Source organism: Labrys sp. WJW, from assembly GCF_001676615.1.
Taxonomy (GTDB): Bacteria; Pseudomonadota; Alphaproteobacteria; order Rhizobiales; family Labraceae; genus Labrys; species Labrys sedimenti.
Genome location: NZ_LYXZ01000018.1, coordinates 300097 through 318297, shown reverse-complemented (window position 1 = coordinate 318297; position 18201 = coordinate 300097). Strand labels below are relative to the sequence as shown.

Below are 18201 nucleotides of genomic sequence, written 5' to 3'. Positions count from 1 at the left end.
TTCCGGGCGCCGGCCTATTGGCCGTCAGCCCTTGTCCCGCAGCAGACGTCCCTTTTCGCGCTGCCAATCGCGCTTCTTCTCGGTCTCGCGCTTGTCGCCCAAGCTCTTGCCGCGGGCTAGAGCCAGTTCGATCTTGGCCCTGCCCTGCTCGTTGAAATAGAGCTTGGTGGGCACGATCGTCAGGCCGTCGCGCTGCACCGCACCGATCAGCTTGTTGATCTGGCGTTTGTGCAAAAGCAGTTTGCGCGGACGCTTGCGCTCATGGTTGAAACGATTGCCCTGCAGATATTCGGGAATGTCCGCGTTGAAGAGCAGCAACTCCTCGCCGGACGGCCCGGCATAGGATTCGCCGATCGTCGCCTTGCCCAGGCGCAAAGATTTCACTTCGGTTCCGGCCAGTACGATCCCGGCCTCGAAGGTGTCGATCAATTCGTAGTTGAACCGAGCCTTGCGGTTGTCGGCAACCAGCTTGCGAGCACCGTCCTTCTTGTCCGCCACGTAATCACCTAGAGAGAGCCTTCAAGCAAAATACTCGAAACAGACTCTACCTTCTTGTTTTTCGAAGCGTTTCCTGGAGCAGGCAGAGTGCCTGGCCATTTCGGACGGAGAGGGATTGCCTCCCCCGCTTCAGTGTTTCAATTGAGCAACCCGGCATGCACCATCGCTTGCCGGATCTGGGTACGCGCCCCATCCGTTACCGGCAGCAGCGGCAGCCGCACCTCTTCCTTCAGGCGCCCCAACATGGCGAGACCGCATTTGGCCCCGGCAAGCCCCGGCTCCAGGAAGGTCGCCCCATGAAGTGGGATCAGGCGGTCCTGAATTTCAAGGGCAGAGGCGTAATCTCCGCGCAACGTCGCCTCCTGCAAATCCGCACACAGCCGCGGCGCGATGTTGGAAACCACCGAAATGCAACCCTGGCCACCGGCCGCGTTGAAGGCAAGAGCCGTCATGTCCTCGCCGGAGAGCTGGATGAAATCCGGCCCGAGCTGCTGGCGCTGCTGCGACACGCGGGCGAGATTGCCGGTGGCATCCTTCACCCCGACGATGTTCTTGAGTTCGTAGAGGCGCTTCATCGTCTCCACCGACATGTCGACGACCGAACGCGGCGGGATGTTGTAGATGAAGATCGGAATGCCGATGGCGTCGTTGACAGCCTTGAAGTGCTGGTAGAGCCCTTCCTGCGTCGGCTTGTTGTAGTAGGGCGTCACCACCAGCACAGCATCGGCGCCGGCCTTTTCGGCATGACGCGCCAGATCGATGGCCTCGACAGTATTGTTCGAGCCGGCGCCGGCAATCACGGGCACGCGACCATTCGCCTGGGAAATACAGATCTCCACCGCCTTGTGATGCTCGGCATGGCTCAGCGTCGGGCTTTCGCCGGTGGTGCCGACAGGCACGAGGCCGCTGGTGCCTTCGGCGATCTGCCAGTCGATCAAGTCGCGAAAGCCTTTCTCGTCGATGGCGCCGTCGCGGAACGGCGTCACCAAAGCGGTGAGCGACCCTCTGAACTTTGCCTTCGACATCATCTCAACTCCACGGATTCCGATCGGATGGCTGCCCTGATGATCTCAGCCGGGGCCAGACATATACGAGCCACCCGGTCACGAAAAGAGCATTGACGCCGATTAGAGGCCGAAAACACCCCATTTCAACGGATGATCTTCGCATCACTCTGATTAATGGAATGAGTCGGCCCTAGATTGCCACTTTTTAAGGCAGCAGCCCCGAATCCGCCGCCTTCGGGCCTTGAAAATCACCTTTTCCTCGTGCCTCACTGATGGCGAGAATGCGGCATTCCGACGTCGTCATTCACGGTTCGTCAATCAGAGGACGCGACAATCGCCAAACTGGGTCACCTGGATTGGCGTGGCGGCAATGCTCTTGCGGTTCATGACGGGTACATCCCTCTTCGTCGCGGTGCTGACCGGCGCACTTGCCGCCCCGGTCACGCGGCCTGGCGATGCCACCCTGAAACACCCGTCTCGTACGGTCGCGCTGCGCACGGACGCCGTCCCCACGGCGGTCTCGGCTCGCCCCGACACCGAAATCACCGGCTCGATCATCGTTCCCCCGCCCCTGGTGAACCAGCTCGACGTCCTGCGCCAAGTGATTGCCGCCTATGAGGGCAGCGACCGCTCCGGCGGTGACACCCTCGCCCGATCGCTGACTGATCCGGCCAGCCAGGCCGCCGCAGAATGGATCGCCATCCGCAGCGCCGCCCGCCATATCGGCCTAACCCGAATCAAGGCGTTTCTTGCCGCCTATCCGAGCTGGCCCGGCAATGGCTTGATCCGGCGGCGCGGTGAAGAGGCTCTCTACAATGAGGGAGCGGATGCCGACACGGTGCGTGCCTTCTTCGCCTCGTCCCAACCCGAGACCGACGAGGGCAAGGTCGCCCTCGCCGCCGTGCTGCAACGCGACGGTGACCAGACGGGTGCAACCGCCTTCATTCGCGACGCCTATCGCAATGACAGCCTGTCCGGCCAGCTCGAGGGCGATATCCTGCGCGACTACGGCGCCCTGCTGTCATCCGCCGACCATAAATATCGCGCCGATCGCCTGATCTATGATGGCAGTTATGATGATGGCCTGCGCGTTGCGGCCCGTGCCGGCCCGGATGTGGTGACGCTCGCCAAGCAGCGTATTGCCGTGGCCAGGCAGGCCAGGAATGCCGGCGCCCTGCTGGCCGCCAATGTTTCCACCGACCCAGCCTATGTCTTTGCGCGCGTTGCCTATCTCAGGCGCCAGAAGAAGCCGCGTGATGCCGCCGCCCTATTGCTGAAGGCCCCTCGCGACGCCGCCGCACTGGTGCGCCCCGACCAGTGGTGGACGGAGCGGCGCCTCGTAGCCCGCGCCTTGCTCGATCAGGGCGATGCCCGTACCGCCTATGCGGTGGTTGCCGGTTTTACCGCCGAAAGCGATACGACCCGCATGGAGGCCGAGTTCCATTGCGGCTGGATCGCCCTGCGCTTCCTGAACGATCCTCGCAGTGCCGCCCGGCATTTTGCCAATCTGAGCGCCGATTCCCAGCGACCGATTTCGGTGGCGCGCGGCGCATACTGGCAGGGCCGTGCTGCCGAAGCAGCCGGCGACAAGTCCGGGGCGACGGGATTCTACCAGGCAGCCGCGCGCTACCCCATCACCTATTACGGCCAGATCGCCCGGGCTCGCCTGGGGCTGCGCACGCTCGACCTGAATGCCCTCCCCGAGGCCACGCCCGCTAGCCGCGCAGCTTTCGAAGACCTCTTGGCGGTGCGTGCCATCAACCAGCTCTACACGCTCGGCAAGCGCGACTATGCCCGTATTCTCGTGGCTGACATGGGTCGACAGCTCCAGGACAGCCAGCAACTGGCCCTGCTCGGCCAGATTGCTCTCGACAATCTGGACACCAAGACGGCCCTCACGGTCGGCAAGTCGGCCACCCAGCGCGGCCTGCCGCTCGATGCGATCGCCTTTCCGATCGGCGCCATTCCCGGCTTCGAGAGTTCAGGCAATGTGGAACGCGCCGTCGTCTACGGCATAGCCCGGCAGGAGAGCGAGTTCGGGCACGAGGTCGTCAGCAGCGCCGGCGCTCGCGGCCTGATGCAGGTGATGCCCTCGACCGCCAAGGCAACTGCGCGCCTCGCCGGTATCGCCTTCGATGCCAAGAAGCTGACCAGCGATCCGGTCTACAATGCGCGCCTGGGCGAGGCTCATCTGGGCGATCTGATCGGCCGCTTCCGCGGCTCCTACATCATGACCTTCGCCGCCTACAATGCCGGCCCCGGCAAAGTTGCCGAATGGGTGAAGGCCTATGGCGACCCGCGCGATCCGAAGGTCGACCCGATCGACTGGGTCGAGCGTATTCCGTACACGGAAACGCGCAATTATGTGCAGCGCGTGCTGGAGAACGTGCAGGTCTACCGCTCGCGCCTCGATACCAAGAGCACTTTGCTGATCGAGGCCGATCTTCGCGGCAAGAGCCGGTGATACCGGGAGGCTTTGAAAACGACTCTCCGTACCGCCGCGAGATTTTCGCCAGACGCTTGATTGGATATCGAAAATTTCGAACTATTCGAGCCTCGAGCGTGCTGGGATCTTCGAGGCTTCGAATAGATTTCGGGCTCAGAATGTCCGGCGAACGCGCAGCACGCCGGTCCAGCCCCGGATGTCCTCCTCGTAGGGAAAGAAGTCCCGCCCGCCCTTGGCCCGATAGGATGAATAGAAGCCCTCGATGCCGAAGGAGAGACCACGGGTTACGGTATAGACAGCGTTGCCGCCCGCCACCCATCCCCGCACATCCGGTGCCGCCGGATTGGCATAGTCCCGCGTGGTCGCCGCGCTGTAGTCGAGGTAGGAACCGAGCAGGTTCAGGGTCAGCGCCGGTGTGATATTGATGCCTGCCTCGCCGGTAATGGTCCAGCCGCGGCCAATATCCTTGCGCCCGCTGAAATTCTCATAGGCGGCATCGATCTGCTGCCAACCGAGATAGGCAGAGGCCCCGTTGGCGTAGGTCCCCTCCACGACGATATGGGCGCCGGAACGTATCGGCAAGTTAAGACCGAAGGCTCCACCGACGGCATAGCCATAGTCGGAACCGCCGATCTGCGGCGGCCTAGGATAGCGGATCTGGTGGCCGGCGCCGAATACGGCCAGCGTGCCCCAATCGCGATCGAGGCGGATATTGCCCACGATGTCGGGCATCGCGGTTCCGCCGGCAGGGCGTCGCGGCTCGGGAAAACCGAAGAAATTCAGCACATCGCTGCGCGTGCCGCGCGCATCCTCGAGCGACAATGTCGCCGAAAGGCCGCCGCCGAATTCCTGCGTATAGGCGATGAGGTTGGTGGTGGCAGCATAGCCGAAATAGGGCTGCAGGAGATCATTGCCATAGTCGAGGTCGTAGATGCCGAAGAAACTATGGGCATAGCCGGCCGTCAGCCCGCCAAATTGGAGGAAGGCCTTGTCGATCACGAATTCGGTGGTCGTCCTCGGGCCGACATAGGCATCGATCAGGAAGAAGGAACGAAGCAGGCCGTAGTCGGTATCGGTGCGGGCGTCGAAACCGATCTGGCCGCGCGTGAAAAACCCGCTGAAGTCATCCTCGCGCGTTCGCTGGCGGCTCACGACATAGTCGGCCCGCACTTCACCGCTGATCTTCACGCAGGTATCGCTGCCCGGCAACCGCCAGAACCCCACTCCCATGTCGACGCAGGCCTGAAGATAGCTGTCCGGCGCCCCCTTGCCGACCGGCAAATCCTGCGCATGGGCAGCACCAGCCCCCAAGATTGCACCGGCAAGGCCGATCGCCACTGCCTTCATCGCTCTCCCCCGAAGGTGACGACTCCCAACTCCAGCCGCACAACCTTTGGCTGCAGAGTGCGGCAAAAGCCAAGGCAACTCAATGAAATGCAGCAGACCGAACCTCCGCAAACCGACTATTGACACGACGCGTTGCAAAAAGAGCACGCCGCAACGTCAAGGCGATTCTGCCTGAAGTCGCGTTAGAAGGTCGTGACGCAGTATGATCAATTCTTCGCCCTGCAGGCGGAAGTAGTTCCGTTTGGCTGGAACCCTGGCTACGCTAGGAGAGAAGTAGTGCCCCACTAGAGGTCCCCGAATGTCGACGCCTTTTCAAGTCAGCCGTGACCATGCCGTCGCGCTGCATCGCAGTGGCCATATCGACCAGGCGATTTCGGCCTATCTGGAACTTCTGAAGCAGCAGCCCGACAGCGCCGATCTTCTCGGCCTTCTCGGCGTAGCCAGGGAACAGGGCGGAGCCCCCGAAGAAGCCGAACGCCTGCTGCGCTTGAGTCTGCAGGACCGCACAACGGTTCCTCTCGCCTATCGAAATCTCAACAATCTGCTTGGTCTCCTGATTGAATCTGGCCGACAGGAAGAAGCAAAGGCGGCCGCCGAGACCCATTTGCCAGGTGCCTGGCCCCCGGGGCGCGTCCCGGACGCCGTCGAGCAGGGTACCATCGCCAGTCTTGTCAGCGCCCTCAAAGATATCGGCCTTGCCGACCGGGCGCTCGCGACCGGTTTCCCCCACCTGTCCACGATGGGAGAGGACGTCGAATTTGCACTGCTGATCGCCGAAATGCTGCACGATGCCGGCCGGAATGACGAAGCCTTCGTCGCGCTGGACCGGAATTTCGGTCCAGGAGAAGAGCTACCCAACCTGCATGCGGTTCGCGCCGCACTTGCGTATGAGCGTAATGATCGTGCCGCCTGCGGCCAAAGCAGTCAGCGCTTCGTTGCCAGCATACCCATCCTGCTCGCCGAAGCCTCCCCCTCCCAGCAATTCGTGCTTGCCGTATTCAACCGCTCGCCTGGCCTCATCACAGACTTCCGGCAGCCTCATGACCACCATTACAGCAGCAACTTCCCCTCGCAATTGGCACGGGCTTTTGCCGAACGTTTTCGCTTCATGTCAATTCTGGTGGATTCTCCCACGGCTGGAGAGGCGTTGCGCGGCATGCCACGTCCGGCTCTGGCCCTGAACAATGTCGTCAATGCCGAACAATTAATGGTTGAGGACACGCTGCGGCGTGTCAGCGCGCTGGAGGATAGCCTCGATATCAAGGTGATCAATCACCCCAGGCTTGCCGTGCAAGCCACCCGCCAGAAGAATTCGGAGCGCTTCGCCAATATCCCCGGCATCATCTTTCCGAAAGTCCATCGCTATCAAAGCGACAAGGAGCAGAGGCCCGCTCTGATCGAGGATATCGAGAACCGCTGCGGTTATCCGGTCATCATTCGCACGGTCTTCCAGCAGATGGGCGCGGGGACGTGGCGCATCGATGATCGACAAGCCCTTCGCGAAACCTTGGAGAAGCTTGACGGCCTGCAATTTTACGCAATCACCTATATTCAGACTGGCCATACCGACGGCGGTTTCCGCTCATTGCGCGCGGCTTTCGTCAACAAGCGCCCCATCATCGTCCGCGCCGATTACAGCAGCCACTGGAACGTACGAGCCCGTCGCGCACCCGATCGGCAGGCTTTCTATCGTGAAAACCCGCATCTCCTGGATGTTGCCAATCGTATCGTCCTCGATCCGGAACGAGAACTGGGCGAGAGTATCCATAGCAAGCTTCAAACGATCGCAGAAATAATGCCGCTCGAGATTTTCGGCATGGATTTCGATCTCACAGAAGACGGAAATCTGCTGATATTCGAGATCAACGCGACGATGAACCTGCTCTCGACTTCACCCGCCGGACTTGAATACCCACCAGAGAGCGAACAAAAACTCTTGCATTACATGGAACGGTTTTTCCTGCGGTAGAAGACAATGAATCGTCTTCTTTGCAGGAGCGGGCGTGGCGCGAGGGCATGCTGCCTACAATACCCACGAACACTTAATATCAGCGCGTATTTCAGAATAAACGCACTCTATTCTCTGGGTTAAATTCAAAAAATCTTAAATTGAGTAGGCGGCATCGCGTAACACTGGCTGCCTCAGTTCCCCCCGCATAAGGTGCGGCAGTAATCAACAAAAAACCCAGCTGCTTGCGCAGCTGGGTCTTTTTTGTGAATGATCGAATAACGATCAGAACACGCGCTTCAAGCGGACACCCGCCTGCCAGACATTGGCCTTGTCGTCGCGGAAGCCGGTGATAGCGCCTTCACCATCCGTGATCGCAGCGCCGTTCTGCTGCTCGACACGGGTGTAGGAGACTTCGCCCGCAATCGTCAGGCCCTTCACGATCGTGTAGGTCAGGTTACCTGCAATCGTGAATTCCTTGATACCGTAGTCGGACACAGCGCCGGCGTCCGTGGCCAGGAAGCGGTCATACTTGGTATCGATGTAGCTGCCGACGAGGTTGGCATTCAGGACGGGCGTGATGTTGCCGCCGAGTTCCGCCACGATCGACCAGCCCTTGCCGCTGGAGAACCGGCCGGAGGTGTTGAGGAAGCGATCGAACGAACCCAGGACACTGTTGCCGGCGCCGAGATAATCGGTAGCGCCGTTGGCATACTGACCTTCCACGACGAAGTGACCACCGTCGATGAAGGGCAGCTTGATCAAGCCAGTGGCGCCGACAGCGTAACCGAGCTTGTTGGTGTGACGGACAGTAACCTCATCGGGAGCAGTCGTCGGGTCATTGTCGGAGTCGACGAAGAAGTTTTCACCCGAACGCGCCTGATGCAGAGCACCCTGCACGGCAATCGAGCCCCAGGACTGATCCCAGCGCAGCTGAGCGACGACGTCGGGATACTGCTGACCACCAGGGGCATAGCCAACGAGATTGGGAGCGGTCCCGCGGAAGTTGACCGAGTCGGCGCGATGATCGCGGCCATCTTCGATCGACAGCGTGGCCTGGAAGCCGCCGCCGAACTGGGCGGTGTAGGCGAGCAGGTTAACGGTGTTGCTCTCGGCGTAATAGGGCGCCCAGATAGTGTCGCCGTAGTCGTTGTCGTAGAAGCCGAAGAACGAATGGGCATAACCAGCCGTCAGGCCACCGAACTGGATGAACGCCTTGTCGATCGAGAAGGTGTTGCCGTTATAGGTGCTGTTGCGGCCACCAGAGCTGATCGGATGCGAGTCAGCGTTGATCTGGAAGTAGGAGCGCAGCAGGCCCCATTCGGTCTCGGTGCGGGCATCGAACCAGATGCGGGCCTGGGTGTTGAAGGCCGAACGGTTGTCGTTGCGATCGAAGCTGCGGCTTGCGCCGAAAGCGACCGGACGATCACCGCCGAAGGCGCGGTAGTCGGCGCGGATTTCGCCGCCGATCTTGAGGCAGGTGTCGCTGCCGGGGATGTAGAAGAAGCCGGGACCGAAAGCCGAGCAGACCTTCACATATTCAACAGCTTCACCCTTGGTCATGGGCAGATCGGCAGCCTGGGCAGTGCCGATGGCGGCAATACCAGCAGCGGCGCCGAGGAGAAGGGACTTCATCGTCATTAGATGACCTCCAAGACAGTTATTATTTGATCGAAAGCGCCGCTTGGTGCTCCGATCGACTCGCGAGACCCCGATCACACGTTAAACTTGCAATCCGGACACGACCCATCGAGTGAATCGTTGTCATGACATTGCTTCACTGCCTCTGGTTGTACAATAGCGATTACACCTAGCAACCTGGGGTCGTAACATTTTGGCAAAGCTGTGTAGCAAAAAGGACACACGCAGCATTCTCGCCACAATTGGGGGCAATTTCAGCGAAAATTCGGCCTTTTCCGGCCACTTTCGCACCCAATGACTTAATTTCGCTGTATGAGGCTAGGGTCGGCACCTGGCTGTTCGCGGGTAGAGTTCCGGGAGGTTCAGGGGAAACAAGATCGCTTCGCACCTTGGTAGACCAACCATTCCAATCGATACTCTCCCGCGAAAGCATCACCTGGTGCAATCCCAACCGCCGAATTACCTATCTTCTCGCGCCCGGCCGAGGCGAGATGCAGGCGAATCTCACATGGAAGAATCGGCCACACTGAATCCGCCATCCGCTGAATGGCGCAGGCTTGGGGTTCGCTGTTCTGCCCTGATGCTCGTTATGACCTACGGCCATTGGTCTCGGCGGAGAAGATTGGAATGGGTATAGGTATAGTGGCTGGCGTGACCGGAAAGCCCGTTCGGCTTGCATTGCAGCACCAGCGACGGGACCCACGACACCATCATCCCTAATAGACAATCGCGGTATCGCCCCAGCGCCCTTGACGATCATCTGTATCTGTAGGGGTGCCTGAAGCGCCCGCAACGGGATCATGCCTATGACAGGTGCGACTAACATATGTCGATCATCGCAAGAGAGGATTGACCGTGCCGCACATCCACAAGGCGACCTAGATATCTCGCTCAAAAAAGAAAGGCCCAGCTTTTGCCGGGCCCTTCCTCGAATATTCGAACTGAATGATCAGAACTGGCGCGTGATGCGCATGCCTGCCAGCCAATTGTTATAGCTGTCACGCCCATCCAGCTTCGGATTGGTAGGGCTGTCAATCGTACCATGGTCGATCTTGCCGTGGGTGTAACCAAGCTCACCGGCGACCTTCAGACCCTTGACGATCGTGTAGGTCAGGTTGCCGCTGATGGTGAACTCCTTGATCCCGCCGTCACCAGTCGTGTTAAGACGGTCATAGGAAGTGTCGATATAGCTGCCGACCAGAACGGCTTGCAATTGCGGCGTGATATGCCCGCCCAATTCACCGGTGATCGACCACCCCTTGCCACCATCAATCCGTCCCGCCGCATTCGTGAAGTAGTCGGACTGTGCGATGAAGGTGTTGTTGGCGCCAAGATATTCAAGAGCGCTGTCGGCGTACTGGCCTTCAACCACAAACCAGCCATCGATCGCAGGGATCTTGATCAAGCCAGTGGCGCCGACTGCGTAGCCGAACTTGTTCTTGCGCGGGCTGGCAACGGGATTGCCAGCATCGTCAAAGAGCTGCGCCGACCGGAACTGATGGCCCGCCGCCTGAACAGCGAGAGAACCCCAGCTCTGATCCCAGCGGAGTTGAGCAACGACGTCAGGCACCTGCTGGCCGCCCTGATCCACGAAGTTGTCGAAAGTATTATTGACTACGCGGTGATCGCGGCCGTCTTCGATCGACAGCGTGGCGCTGAAACCGCCGCCGAACTGGGCAGTGTAGGCGAGCAGGTTAACCGTGCTGACTTCGGCGTAGTAATTGCCCTCGAGGGTATCGCCATATTCGTTGTCGTAGAAGCCGAAGAACGAATGGGCGTAACCAGCTGTCAGGCCACCGAACTGGATGAAGGCCTTGTCGATGGTGAAGTCATTCCGCGTGCCGTTACCACCGCCGCGGCCCACGAGCCGGTTGGAGTCAGCGTTGATCTGGAAGTAGGAACGCAGCAGGCCCCATTCGGTCTCGGTGCGGGCATCGAACCAGACGCGGGCCTGGGTATCGAAAGCCGAACGGTTGTCGTTGCGGCTGAAGCCTGTGCCACCGAAAGCATAATACTTGGCGCGGATTTCACCGCCGATCTTCAGGCAGGTGTCGGTGCCGGGAATGTAGAAAAAGCCTTCACCGAAGGCCGAGCAGACCTTCACATATTCAACGGCTTCGCCCTTGGTCATGGGCAGATCGGCGGCCTGGGCAGCGCCGATGGCGGCGATACCGGCGGCGGCGCCGAGAAGAACTGACTTCATCGTCATGAGATGACCTCCAAGACATTTTTACTCGGTCGGAAACTTGACCTCTCCGACCGGCTCGCGAGACCCCGGCCCCAACCTCTGGCGGCGGCCCGGAGACGACCCATTGCGTGAATCGTTGAAAGTGACAGTGCGGCAGTCGCCGTCGATCCACAACGCGAAAACGACCAAATCCAAGGCACACACACTGTTTTGCCCAATACATGTCACCCAAAAGACACAACTTTTTCTACAAACCAGAGTCATATCGTCAAAAAATCAATCTTAAGTTGCATTAGTTCAACCATATCAACTTTAAGAAGTGGCATAAACTCTCACAAATATGCCGAATTAATGCCAAAATTATTGCACGCATAAGTTTGGTTGCTATAATAAATAGGATATATACTGAAAGTTACATAAAATAAGCGATACATCTTTAGCGAGTGCACGCTGAAGGAATGGCCAAGCGGACGCGTTACGTCGCGATCCCGGCCGATTGCGACCAGCACTGAACGACAGTCACCGCACTGAAGTTTCGCGTGAGCATTTATCTCGCCACAACGTGCTTCATGGAGGACAAGGCCCGGGCCCCTTGCCGCCCTGTCCTATAGGCGGAAGAGAAGCTCCAGAAAAATTCGACGGGCTCTTACCCGATGCTTCGAGAACGACGCGTTCAAACCCGAACGTCAGAGCGATTGATTGAGAAGGCTGCGTCAGCCTTCAGTCGAACCCCGAGGTGAACAACTAAACCTGAGGCAGAGCACGCCTGCGCAGGTCGAGCGTCTCTGCGAGATTGCCCCGATAGGAATGATGGCCATTATGCCGGATGGTTGCCGTGGTATCGACCCAAAGCTCACCGCCGCAAGCGCGCCAACGATCGCAAAAAGCATAGTCCTCGCCGACCGCCTCGCCGTTCACCACCGGGATGTTGAACAGCGGAAACAGGCGGAACGGCACATTGTGATAGGAATAGCCCTGGTCGCGACAATGGGCGACCATTGTCTCCAGCATGTCGCGACGGCACAACATGGCGCCGGCCCCGACACGTATGGCACGCGCGAAGCCGTTGCGCACCTCCAGCCGCCCCTGCCCCGTCAGCGCCTGCGGATCCTCGAACACGACGTTCCAGCGTGACGCGGCGGCGTGAAAATCGTCGAGATCACGGGCGAAAACCCTGCTGGTCTTCTCATTGTCGTAGCCCTTCGACACATAGGGCGCGGCCGTGAACGGCTTGTCGTGAAGCTGGCTGAACTGGAGCAATCGTCCGATCGTCTTGGGCAATATCTCCATGTCCGAATCCAGGCAAAGGAGATAGTCGCTGCGACCTTCGAGAAAATAGCTGACGACCGCGTTCCGCGCATGCTCCAGATGCGGGATGCCAGACTGCCCGAGGAAGTCGACCTCGACCTTCCGCTCCTTCAGGTCCAAGGCAATGCTGAGAAAAGAGCGCACGGCATCGATATCGACAAAACGATTTCCACAGACACAAGCGATAAGAATACTGGTCCTTTTCATCGCGACATCACCCGCAATATAATCCTAGAATAACTTTACAATTTTTTACAATTCGACAACTCAACCAAAAGTTGAATTTACAAATTTTCTCATTTCTAATAATTGCACACACAGAATCAAATATATTTATTTGACAGATAGCGAAAACAACCTCGCCATACAACGTTAAATCATCGAACTCACGCGGACATCACTTAATAGTGAAGCGGTAAATAGGCACCTTCTTCGCGACCTTCTTACAAATGAAACAAATGGCAAAAACAGAACTATCGGCTTGCATGTAAGACGCCGAACGCCATCTCGCCTGGGGCAGAAGGTCGGATGATCAAAGGCCCGCGGCAGCGGCGCGCACTCGGTTTTCGTTGATGGCGATATAGCCGTCGAGTTTGCCCGGCTGGCCTGCCACCAGGCCGTCCTGGGCATAGCCCCAGAACAGATCGCGCATGGCGGCCGCCAGACGCATGGCCATGAAACCTTGTGTCTCTTCGCCCGTCGGCGGACGCCCCAGCCAATCGGTAAGGCAGTCATGGGGCATCCCGCCGTCCAAGCCGGCATTGTTGAAGAGGCTGGCGAGATCGACCAGGGGCTGGCCACGTCCGGCATATTCCCAATCGACCAGCCAAAGGCGTTGGCCATCGTCGATGATGTTATCGCCATGGACATCGTTATGGGCAAAGCCGGCAGGCACGTCGGCAAGTCGTGCAGCTAGACTGTCGAGCAACGGACGGTAGCGACCGGCGGCTTGCTGCCAACGATTGGGTTCCGCAGACAGCCTCTGGAGGTAGCCCTCGAGGATGGCGAGCGGGCTTCTGTCGCGCGTGGGTCCCCGATAGTGTTCCGGCAACGCCCGCCGGATCCTGTCCAGCAACGCCAGCACTTGTCGAAGTCGGGTCCGATCGCGCAAATCGGCACCGCCGAGGGTGCGCCCCTCGATATGACGCAGGATCATCAATCCGGGCTCGGCCCAGACCACATCGGGCCCGAGCCCGCTTGCAGCCGCGGCACGCGTGGCTGCCTGCTCGGCCGCTCGGTCGATGTCGTGCGCCGCATTGTCGCCGGCAATACGAGCCACGAAGCGACCGTGCCGCGCAGTAACCAAAAGATTTCGATTGGTCAGCCCGCCCGCAATTGGCTCGACGGCGATGGTACCGTCCCACAAGGGCAAGGCTGCGAGGCGTTCGTGGTGATCGAGCTTGCTCGGCATGACAGTTTCAGACATAGCGCCTCGGGATCGGCCATCCCTTCACGCCGAAGGCAAAGCGCATGCGAGTGACGCGCCTTGCTGTACCGTTGTCAGCGCCCCGTCGCGGGAGGCGGAAAGTCACCGCCACCCCGCCGAGCACCGCCAGATCAGGCTAGATAGCCCCTTCCAGCGTCTTGCGATAGAGCTTGAGGGCGCCAGCCTTGGTGAGCGTGACGGGATTGCCGCCAGCGGTCGGATCCTTCGGCGCCATCTTGGACATCAGGTCGAATTTCTGGTCGTCGACCTTGAGGCCCGCCAGCGTGTGGGGCACGCCGAGTTCCTCGCGCAACGCCAATGTCCAGTCGAGGAACGCCGAATAGCGCGGCTTCAATCCGATATAAGCGGCCAGCCGCTCGATCTTCTCCTTCACCGCCTTTTTGTTGAAGGCGATAACATAGGGCATGAACACCGCATTGGTGAGGCCGTGATGGGTGTCGTAGAGCGCGCCGACCGGATGGGAGAGCGCGTGGATGGCGCCCAGTCCCTTCTGGAAGGCGGTGGCGCCGATCGCCGCCGCCGACATCATATGGGCGCGGGCTTCCAGATCCGTGCCGTCCTTATAAGCACGCGGCAGGAATTCCTTGACCAGGCGCACGCCCTCCACCGCCATGCCCTCGGCCATGGGATGGTAGAAGGGCGAGCAATAGGCTTCCAGGCAATGGGCCAGCGCATCGAGCCCGGTGCCTGCGGTGATATGCTTGGGCATGCCGACAGTGAGTTCGGGATCGCAGATCACCACCTTGGGCATCATCAAGGGATGGAAGATCACCTTCTTGGTGTGGGTCTTCTCCTGCGTGATCACCCCTGCCCGGCCGACTTCAGAACCCGTGCCCGCCGTGGTCGGCACCGCCACGATCGGCACGATGCCGTTGGGATCGGCCCGGGTCCACCAATCGCCGATGTCCTCGAAGTCCCACATCGGCCGCTTCTGGCCGGCCATGAAGGCAATGACCTTGCCGGCATCGAGGCCGGAGCCGCCACCGAAGGCGACGACGCCGTCATGCCCGCCCTTGCGCAGCACTTCCAGGCCTGCATAGACGTTCGATTCGATCGGGTTCGGCTTCACGTCCGAAAAGATGGCAGCATGCAGGCCGGCCGCCCTGAGGCTCTCCAGCGCGTCCTTGGTCATCTTCTGGGTCGCGAGGAACGGGTCGGTCACCAGCAGCGGCGCGGTGATACCGGCGCTCTTGCAGGCTTCCGCCAGCTCGGAGATGCGGCCGGCGCCGAAGCGAATGGCGGTGGGGTAGCTCCAATTGGCGCGGGGGGACGTCGTGGTCATGGGCGGGGTCCGGGAAGTGGGGCGGGATTCGGTGTGCCGATCTTCAGACCGGCACGGGTCGAGAACAATGCCGGTCTGAAGACCGGCACACCAGGTCAGATCGTCCTGAGGTGATAGCTCTTGGGCTGGGTCAGCGAGTCGTAGCCCAGCCGCGAGAGGCCGGTGCCGCGGCCGGTATCCTTCACGCCGGTCCAGGTCAGGCCGGGATCGAGGTAGTCGCAGCGATTCATGAAGATGGTGCCCGTCTCGATCTCGCCACCGATACGCTCGGCCGCGTCGAGGTCCTGGGTCCAGATCGCCGCCGTCAGGCCATAGGGCGAGTCGTTCATCAGGGCGACGGCCTCTTCGTCGGACTTCACCTTCATGATGCCGACGACGGGACCGAAGCTCTCTTCCATCATCACCGACATGGAATGATCGACATTGGTGAGGACCTGCGGGGCGAGATAGGCCGTGCCGGCGGCGTTGGCCGCAAACTTCGACGTATCGATATGGGCCTTGGCGCCCTTGGCCAGGGCCTCGGCCGTCTGCTTGCGCACCCAGTCTGCGAAGCGGACATTCGCCATCGGGCCGAGCGTCGTTGCTTCCTCGAGCGGGTTGCCGAGCACATATTGGCTGGTGAGATTGGTAAAGCCGTCGACGAAGCGGTCGTAATGGCTCTCATGCACATAGATGCGCTCGATGCCGCAGCAGCACTGGCCCGAATTGAAGAAGGCACCGTCCACCAGGTTTTCGATCGCGTGCTCGACATTGGCGTCGGCCCGCACATAGGCCGGGTCCTTGCCGCCGAGTTCGAGCGCCAGGGTCATGAAGGTGCCGGCAGCCGCCTTCTCGATGGCACGGCCGCCCGCGACGGAACCGGTGAAATTGGTATGGTCGACCAGCCCCTTGGCCAGGATATCGCTGGTCTGCTCATGCGTCAGCACCAGGTTCTGGAACACGCCCTTGGGCAGGCCGGCCGCATCCATCGCCTTCTGGAAGCGTTCGCCGACCAGGATGGTCTGCGCCGCATGCTTGAGAATCACGGCATTGCCGGCGATCAGGGCCGGAGCGACGGTGTTGACCGCCGTCATGAACGGATAGTTCCAGGGTGCCACCACGAAGACCAGGCCGAGCGGCTCACGCTTGATCATGCGCTTGAAGCCGGGGCGGTCGTCATCGGGAATGGCCGGCGCCAGACTGTCCTTGGCGATACGCACCATATAGCGCACGCGCTCCTCGAAGCCGCGGAATTCGCCGCCATAGCGCACCGGCCGACCCATCTGCTGGGCGAGCTCCGGCACGACTTCCTGGTTCATCGCCAGCATGGCGTCGAGGAACTTCAGGACATAGGCGCTGCGTTCCTCGATGGAGAGCCGGCGCCACTCCTTCTGGGCCTTGCGGGCCGCGGCCAGCGCCGCGTCGATCTCGGCGGCACTGGCCGCCGGGCGACGCACCAGCTCCTTGCCATCGATGGGAGAGATACAGACGATATCGGACATGATTGAGAACCTCCGGCAGCTCGTATGCCGTTCCTGCAAGCGTAGCGAGGCAGTTCGAGCTCGCCACGCGAATTAGATGGGAATTGCCTCATCGTGATCGCAATGGCGCCAACCATCCGCGAGCACTCCGTACAATCCTCCCGCTCAAAGCAGCCGACGATCAGGCGTTGGTTGCTTTTGTGATCACATCTAGATGATTTCGAAGTAGCGTTCCAGCTGCCAATCCGAAATCGTCCGCCGGAATTCACGCTCCTCCCATTCGCGGGTAGCGGCATAATGCTCGACGAAGGCATCGCCAAACAGCGAACGGGCTGCCTTGGAAGCCTTGAGACGCTGGGCCGCATCCCAGAGCGATCGCGGCAATTGGCGTGCCTTGGGAAATTTCTTGTCATAGGCCGAGCCCTGCACCGGCGCGTCGGGCTCGATGCGGTTCTCGATACCCCACAGGCCCGAGCCGATTGCCGCCGCGAGCGCGATATAGGGATTGATGTCGGCGGCAGCGACGCGATACTCGACGCGCTGGGACTTTTCGGAACCGGGAATGACGCGCAGCGCGCAGGTGCGGTTCTCCACACCCCAGCTCGCATCCGTCGGAGCCCAGAAGCCCGGGATGAGGCGGGTGTAGGAATTCACCGTGCAGGCGATCATTGCCAGCAATTCGGGCATCAATGCCTGCTGGCCACCGACGAACCAGCGCATCTCGTCCGACATCGCATGCGGCTTGGAGGGATCATGGAAGAGCCCCTTGCCCGTCTTCAGGCTCGACAGCGAGGCGTGCAGATGCCCCGACTGCCCCGGCCAGTCATGCGACCACTTGGCCATGAAGGTGGCCATCCAGCCGCGCTTCTGCGCCAGGATCTTGGTGTAGGTCTTGAACAGAGCGGCCTTGTCGGCCATGGCCAGGGCCTCGTCGACCTTGAGCGCGGCCTCGAGCACGCCGGGGCCGGTCTCCGTGTGCAGCCCCTCGATCTCCATGTCCATCTCCCGGCACATCTGCAGGAGATCCTGGTAGAAATCGGCATGCACGCCGGCGCGCAGCATGGAATAGCCGAAGAAGCCGGGCGTGATGTTGTTCAGATTGCGGAAGCGCTTCTCGCGCACGCTGTGCGGGGTCTCGTCGAAGACGAAGAACTCGAACTCGGCCGCAGCCGAGACCTTGTAGCCCATGTCGGCGGCTCGCTTGAGCACCCGGCGCAGCGTGCCGCGCGGACAATAGGCCTCGGCCTCGCCGGCGAACTCGCCGATGAACAGTGGCATGCCGTCTTCGAGCGGGATGACACGCATGGTCTCAGGCAGGAAACGGGCCTCGGCATCGCGATAGCCATTGTGCCATCCGGCGAATGAGGTGTTGTCGTAGAGCTGGTCGTTCGAGTCCCAGCCCAGCACCACGTTGCAGAAGCCGAAACCCTTTTCGAGCGCACTCTCGAACTTCTCGCGAGCCATGTATTTGCCGCGGAAGACGCCGTCTATGTCGAAGACACCGACTTTCACATCGGAAAATCCGTGCTCGCGCACATAGGCGATCGCCTCGGCCGCATTGGTTGGTCTCGCTGGGTTCGCCATGATCCGCTGGTTCCGTCTCTCTAAATTTATTCTTGATGGATGGTT

At 60.4% G+C, this 18201-nt stretch carries 12 protein-coding genes; 2 read left to right on the top strand and 10 right to left on the bottom strand.

All coding sequences use genetic code 11. The features are described from left to right. Nucleotides 1–24 precede the first annotated feature (24 nt). Together smpB and dapA are read right to left on the bottom strand one after the other, a co-directional pair. Nucleotides 25–498, bottom strand: a complete 474-nt coding sequence (gene smpB, locus BA190_RS13425; RefSeq protein ID WP_068287624.1) for an SsrA-binding protein SmpB — start codon at nucleotides 496–498, stop codon at nucleotides 25–27. A 137-nt stretch (nucleotides 499–635) separates the two neighbouring features. Beyond that, entirely contained in the window at nucleotides 636–1526 is an 891-nt protein-coding gene (gene dapA, locus BA190_RS13420) for a 4-hydroxy-tetrahydrodipicolinate synthase (protein WP_068287622.1), read from the bottom strand. Nucleotides 1527–1890: 364 nt separating this feature from the next. Between dapA and BA190_RS13415 the strand changes: the two genes are divergently transcribed. Beyond that, nucleotides 1891–3969 (top strand): lytic transglycosylase domain-containing protein, encoded by a 2079-nt coding sequence (locus tag BA190_RS13415; protein WP_156771501.1) that lies wholly within the window; start codon nucleotides 1891–1893, stop codon nucleotides 3967–3969. 135 nt (nucleotides 3970–4104) lie between these two features. On the opposite strand, the gene BA190_RS13410 is transcribed toward BA190_RS13415, so the two are convergent. Beyond that, nucleotides 4105–5298 (bottom strand): porin, encoded by a 1194-nt coding sequence (locus tag BA190_RS13410; RefSeq protein WP_068287615.1) that lies wholly within the window; start codon nucleotides 5296–5298, stop codon nucleotides 4105–4107. 298 nt (nucleotides 5299–5596) lie between these two features. On the opposite strand from BA190_RS13410, the gene BA190_RS13405 reads away from it, so the two are divergent. Beyond that, nucleotides 5597–7267, top strand: coding sequence for a tetratricopeptide repeat protein (locus tag BA190_RS13405; RefSeq protein WP_068287612.1), 1671 nt, complete (start codon nucleotides 5597–5599; stop codon nucleotides 7265–7267). Nucleotides 7268–7531: 264 nt separating this feature from the next. Here the strand turns inward: BA190_RS13405 and BA190_RS13400 are convergent, their stop codons facing one another. The 7 genes from BA190_RS13400 to BA190_RS13370 all read right to left on the bottom strand — a co-directional run bounded on the left by BA190_RS13400 (nucleotide 7532) and on the right by BA190_RS13370 (nucleotide 18156). Further along, nucleotides 7532–8887, bottom strand: coding sequence for a porin (locus tag BA190_RS13400; protein WP_068287609.1), 1356 nt, complete (start codon nucleotides 8885–8887; stop codon nucleotides 7532–7534). Between the two features lie 949 nt (nucleotides 8888–9836). Further along, nucleotides 9837–11096: a porin gene (locus BA190_RS13395; RefSeq protein WP_068287606.1), complete on the bottom strand. Its 1260-nt coding sequence runs from the start codon at nucleotides 11094–11096 to the stop codon at nucleotides 9837–9839. Between the two features lie 723 nt (nucleotides 11097–11819). Beyond that, nucleotides 11820–12527, bottom strand: a complete 708-nt coding sequence (locus tag BA190_RS13390; RefSeq protein WP_068287603.1) for a hypothetical protein — start codon at nucleotides 12525–12527, stop codon at nucleotides 11820–11822. A gap of 388 nt (nucleotides 12528–12915) precedes the next feature. Continuing rightward, nucleotides 12916–13809, bottom strand: coding sequence for a phosphotransferase (locus BA190_RS13385; RefSeq protein WP_082979706.1), 894 nt, complete (start codon nucleotides 13807–13809; stop codon nucleotides 12916–12918). 136 nt (nucleotides 13810–13945) lie between these two features. Beyond that, a complete protein-coding gene (locus tag BA190_RS13380; RefSeq protein ID WP_068287596.1) occupies nucleotides 13946–15112 on the bottom strand; it encodes an iron-containing alcohol dehydrogenase in 1167 nt (388 codons plus the stop codon). Nucleotides 15113–15207: 95 nt separating this feature from the next. Beyond that, nucleotides 15208–16593, bottom strand: a complete 1386-nt coding sequence (locus BA190_RS13375; protein WP_068287594.1) for an aldehyde dehydrogenase family protein — start codon at nucleotides 16591–16593, stop codon at nucleotides 15208–15210. Between the two features lie 189 nt (nucleotides 16594–16782). Next, nucleotides 16783–18156, bottom strand: coding sequence for a glutamine synthetase family protein (locus tag BA190_RS13370; RefSeq protein ID WP_068287591.1), 1374 nt, complete (start codon nucleotides 18154–18156; stop codon nucleotides 16783–16785). Nucleotides 18157–18201 lie beyond the last annotated feature (45 nt).

Coding starts and splice junctions, on each gene's coding strand:
- BA190_RS13385 (WP_082979706.1), bottom strand. CDS start 13,809: ATGTCTGAAACTGTCATGCCGAGCAAGCTCGATCACCACGAACGCCTC.
- BA190_RS13415 (WP_156771501.1), top strand. CDS start 1,891: ATGACGGGTACATCCCTCTTCGTCGCGGTGCTGACCGGCGCACTTGCC.
- BA190_RS13375 (WP_068287594.1), bottom strand. CDS start 16,593: ATGTCCGATATCGTCTGTATCTCTCCCATCGATGGCAAGGAGCTGGTG.
- BA190_RS13380 (WP_068287596.1), bottom strand. CDS start 15,112: ATGACCACGACGTCCCCCCGCGCCAATTGGAGCTACCCCACCGCCATT.
- BA190_RS13405 (WP_068287612.1), top strand. CDS start 5,597: ATGTCGACGCCTTTTCAAGTCAGCCGTGACCATGCCGTCGCGCTGCAT.
- BA190_RS13400 (WP_068287609.1), bottom strand. CDS start 8,887: ATGACGATGAAGTCCCTTCTCCTCGGCGCCGCTGCTGGTATTGCCGCC.
- BA190_RS13395 (WP_068287606.1), bottom strand. CDS start 11,096: ATGACGATGAAGTCAGTTCTTCTCGGCGCCGCCGCCGGTATCGCCGCC.
- BA190_RS13370 (WP_068287591.1), bottom strand. CDS start 18,156: ATGGCGAACCCAGCGAGACCAACCAATGCGGCCGAGGCGATCGCCTAT.
- dapA (WP_068287622.1), bottom strand. CDS start 1,526: ATGATGTCGAAGGCAAAGTTCAGAGGGTCGCTCACCGCTTTGGTGACG.
- BA190_RS13410 (WP_068287615.1), bottom strand. CDS start 5,298: ATGAAGGCAGTGGCGATCGGCCTTGCCGGTGCAATCTTGGGGGCTGGT.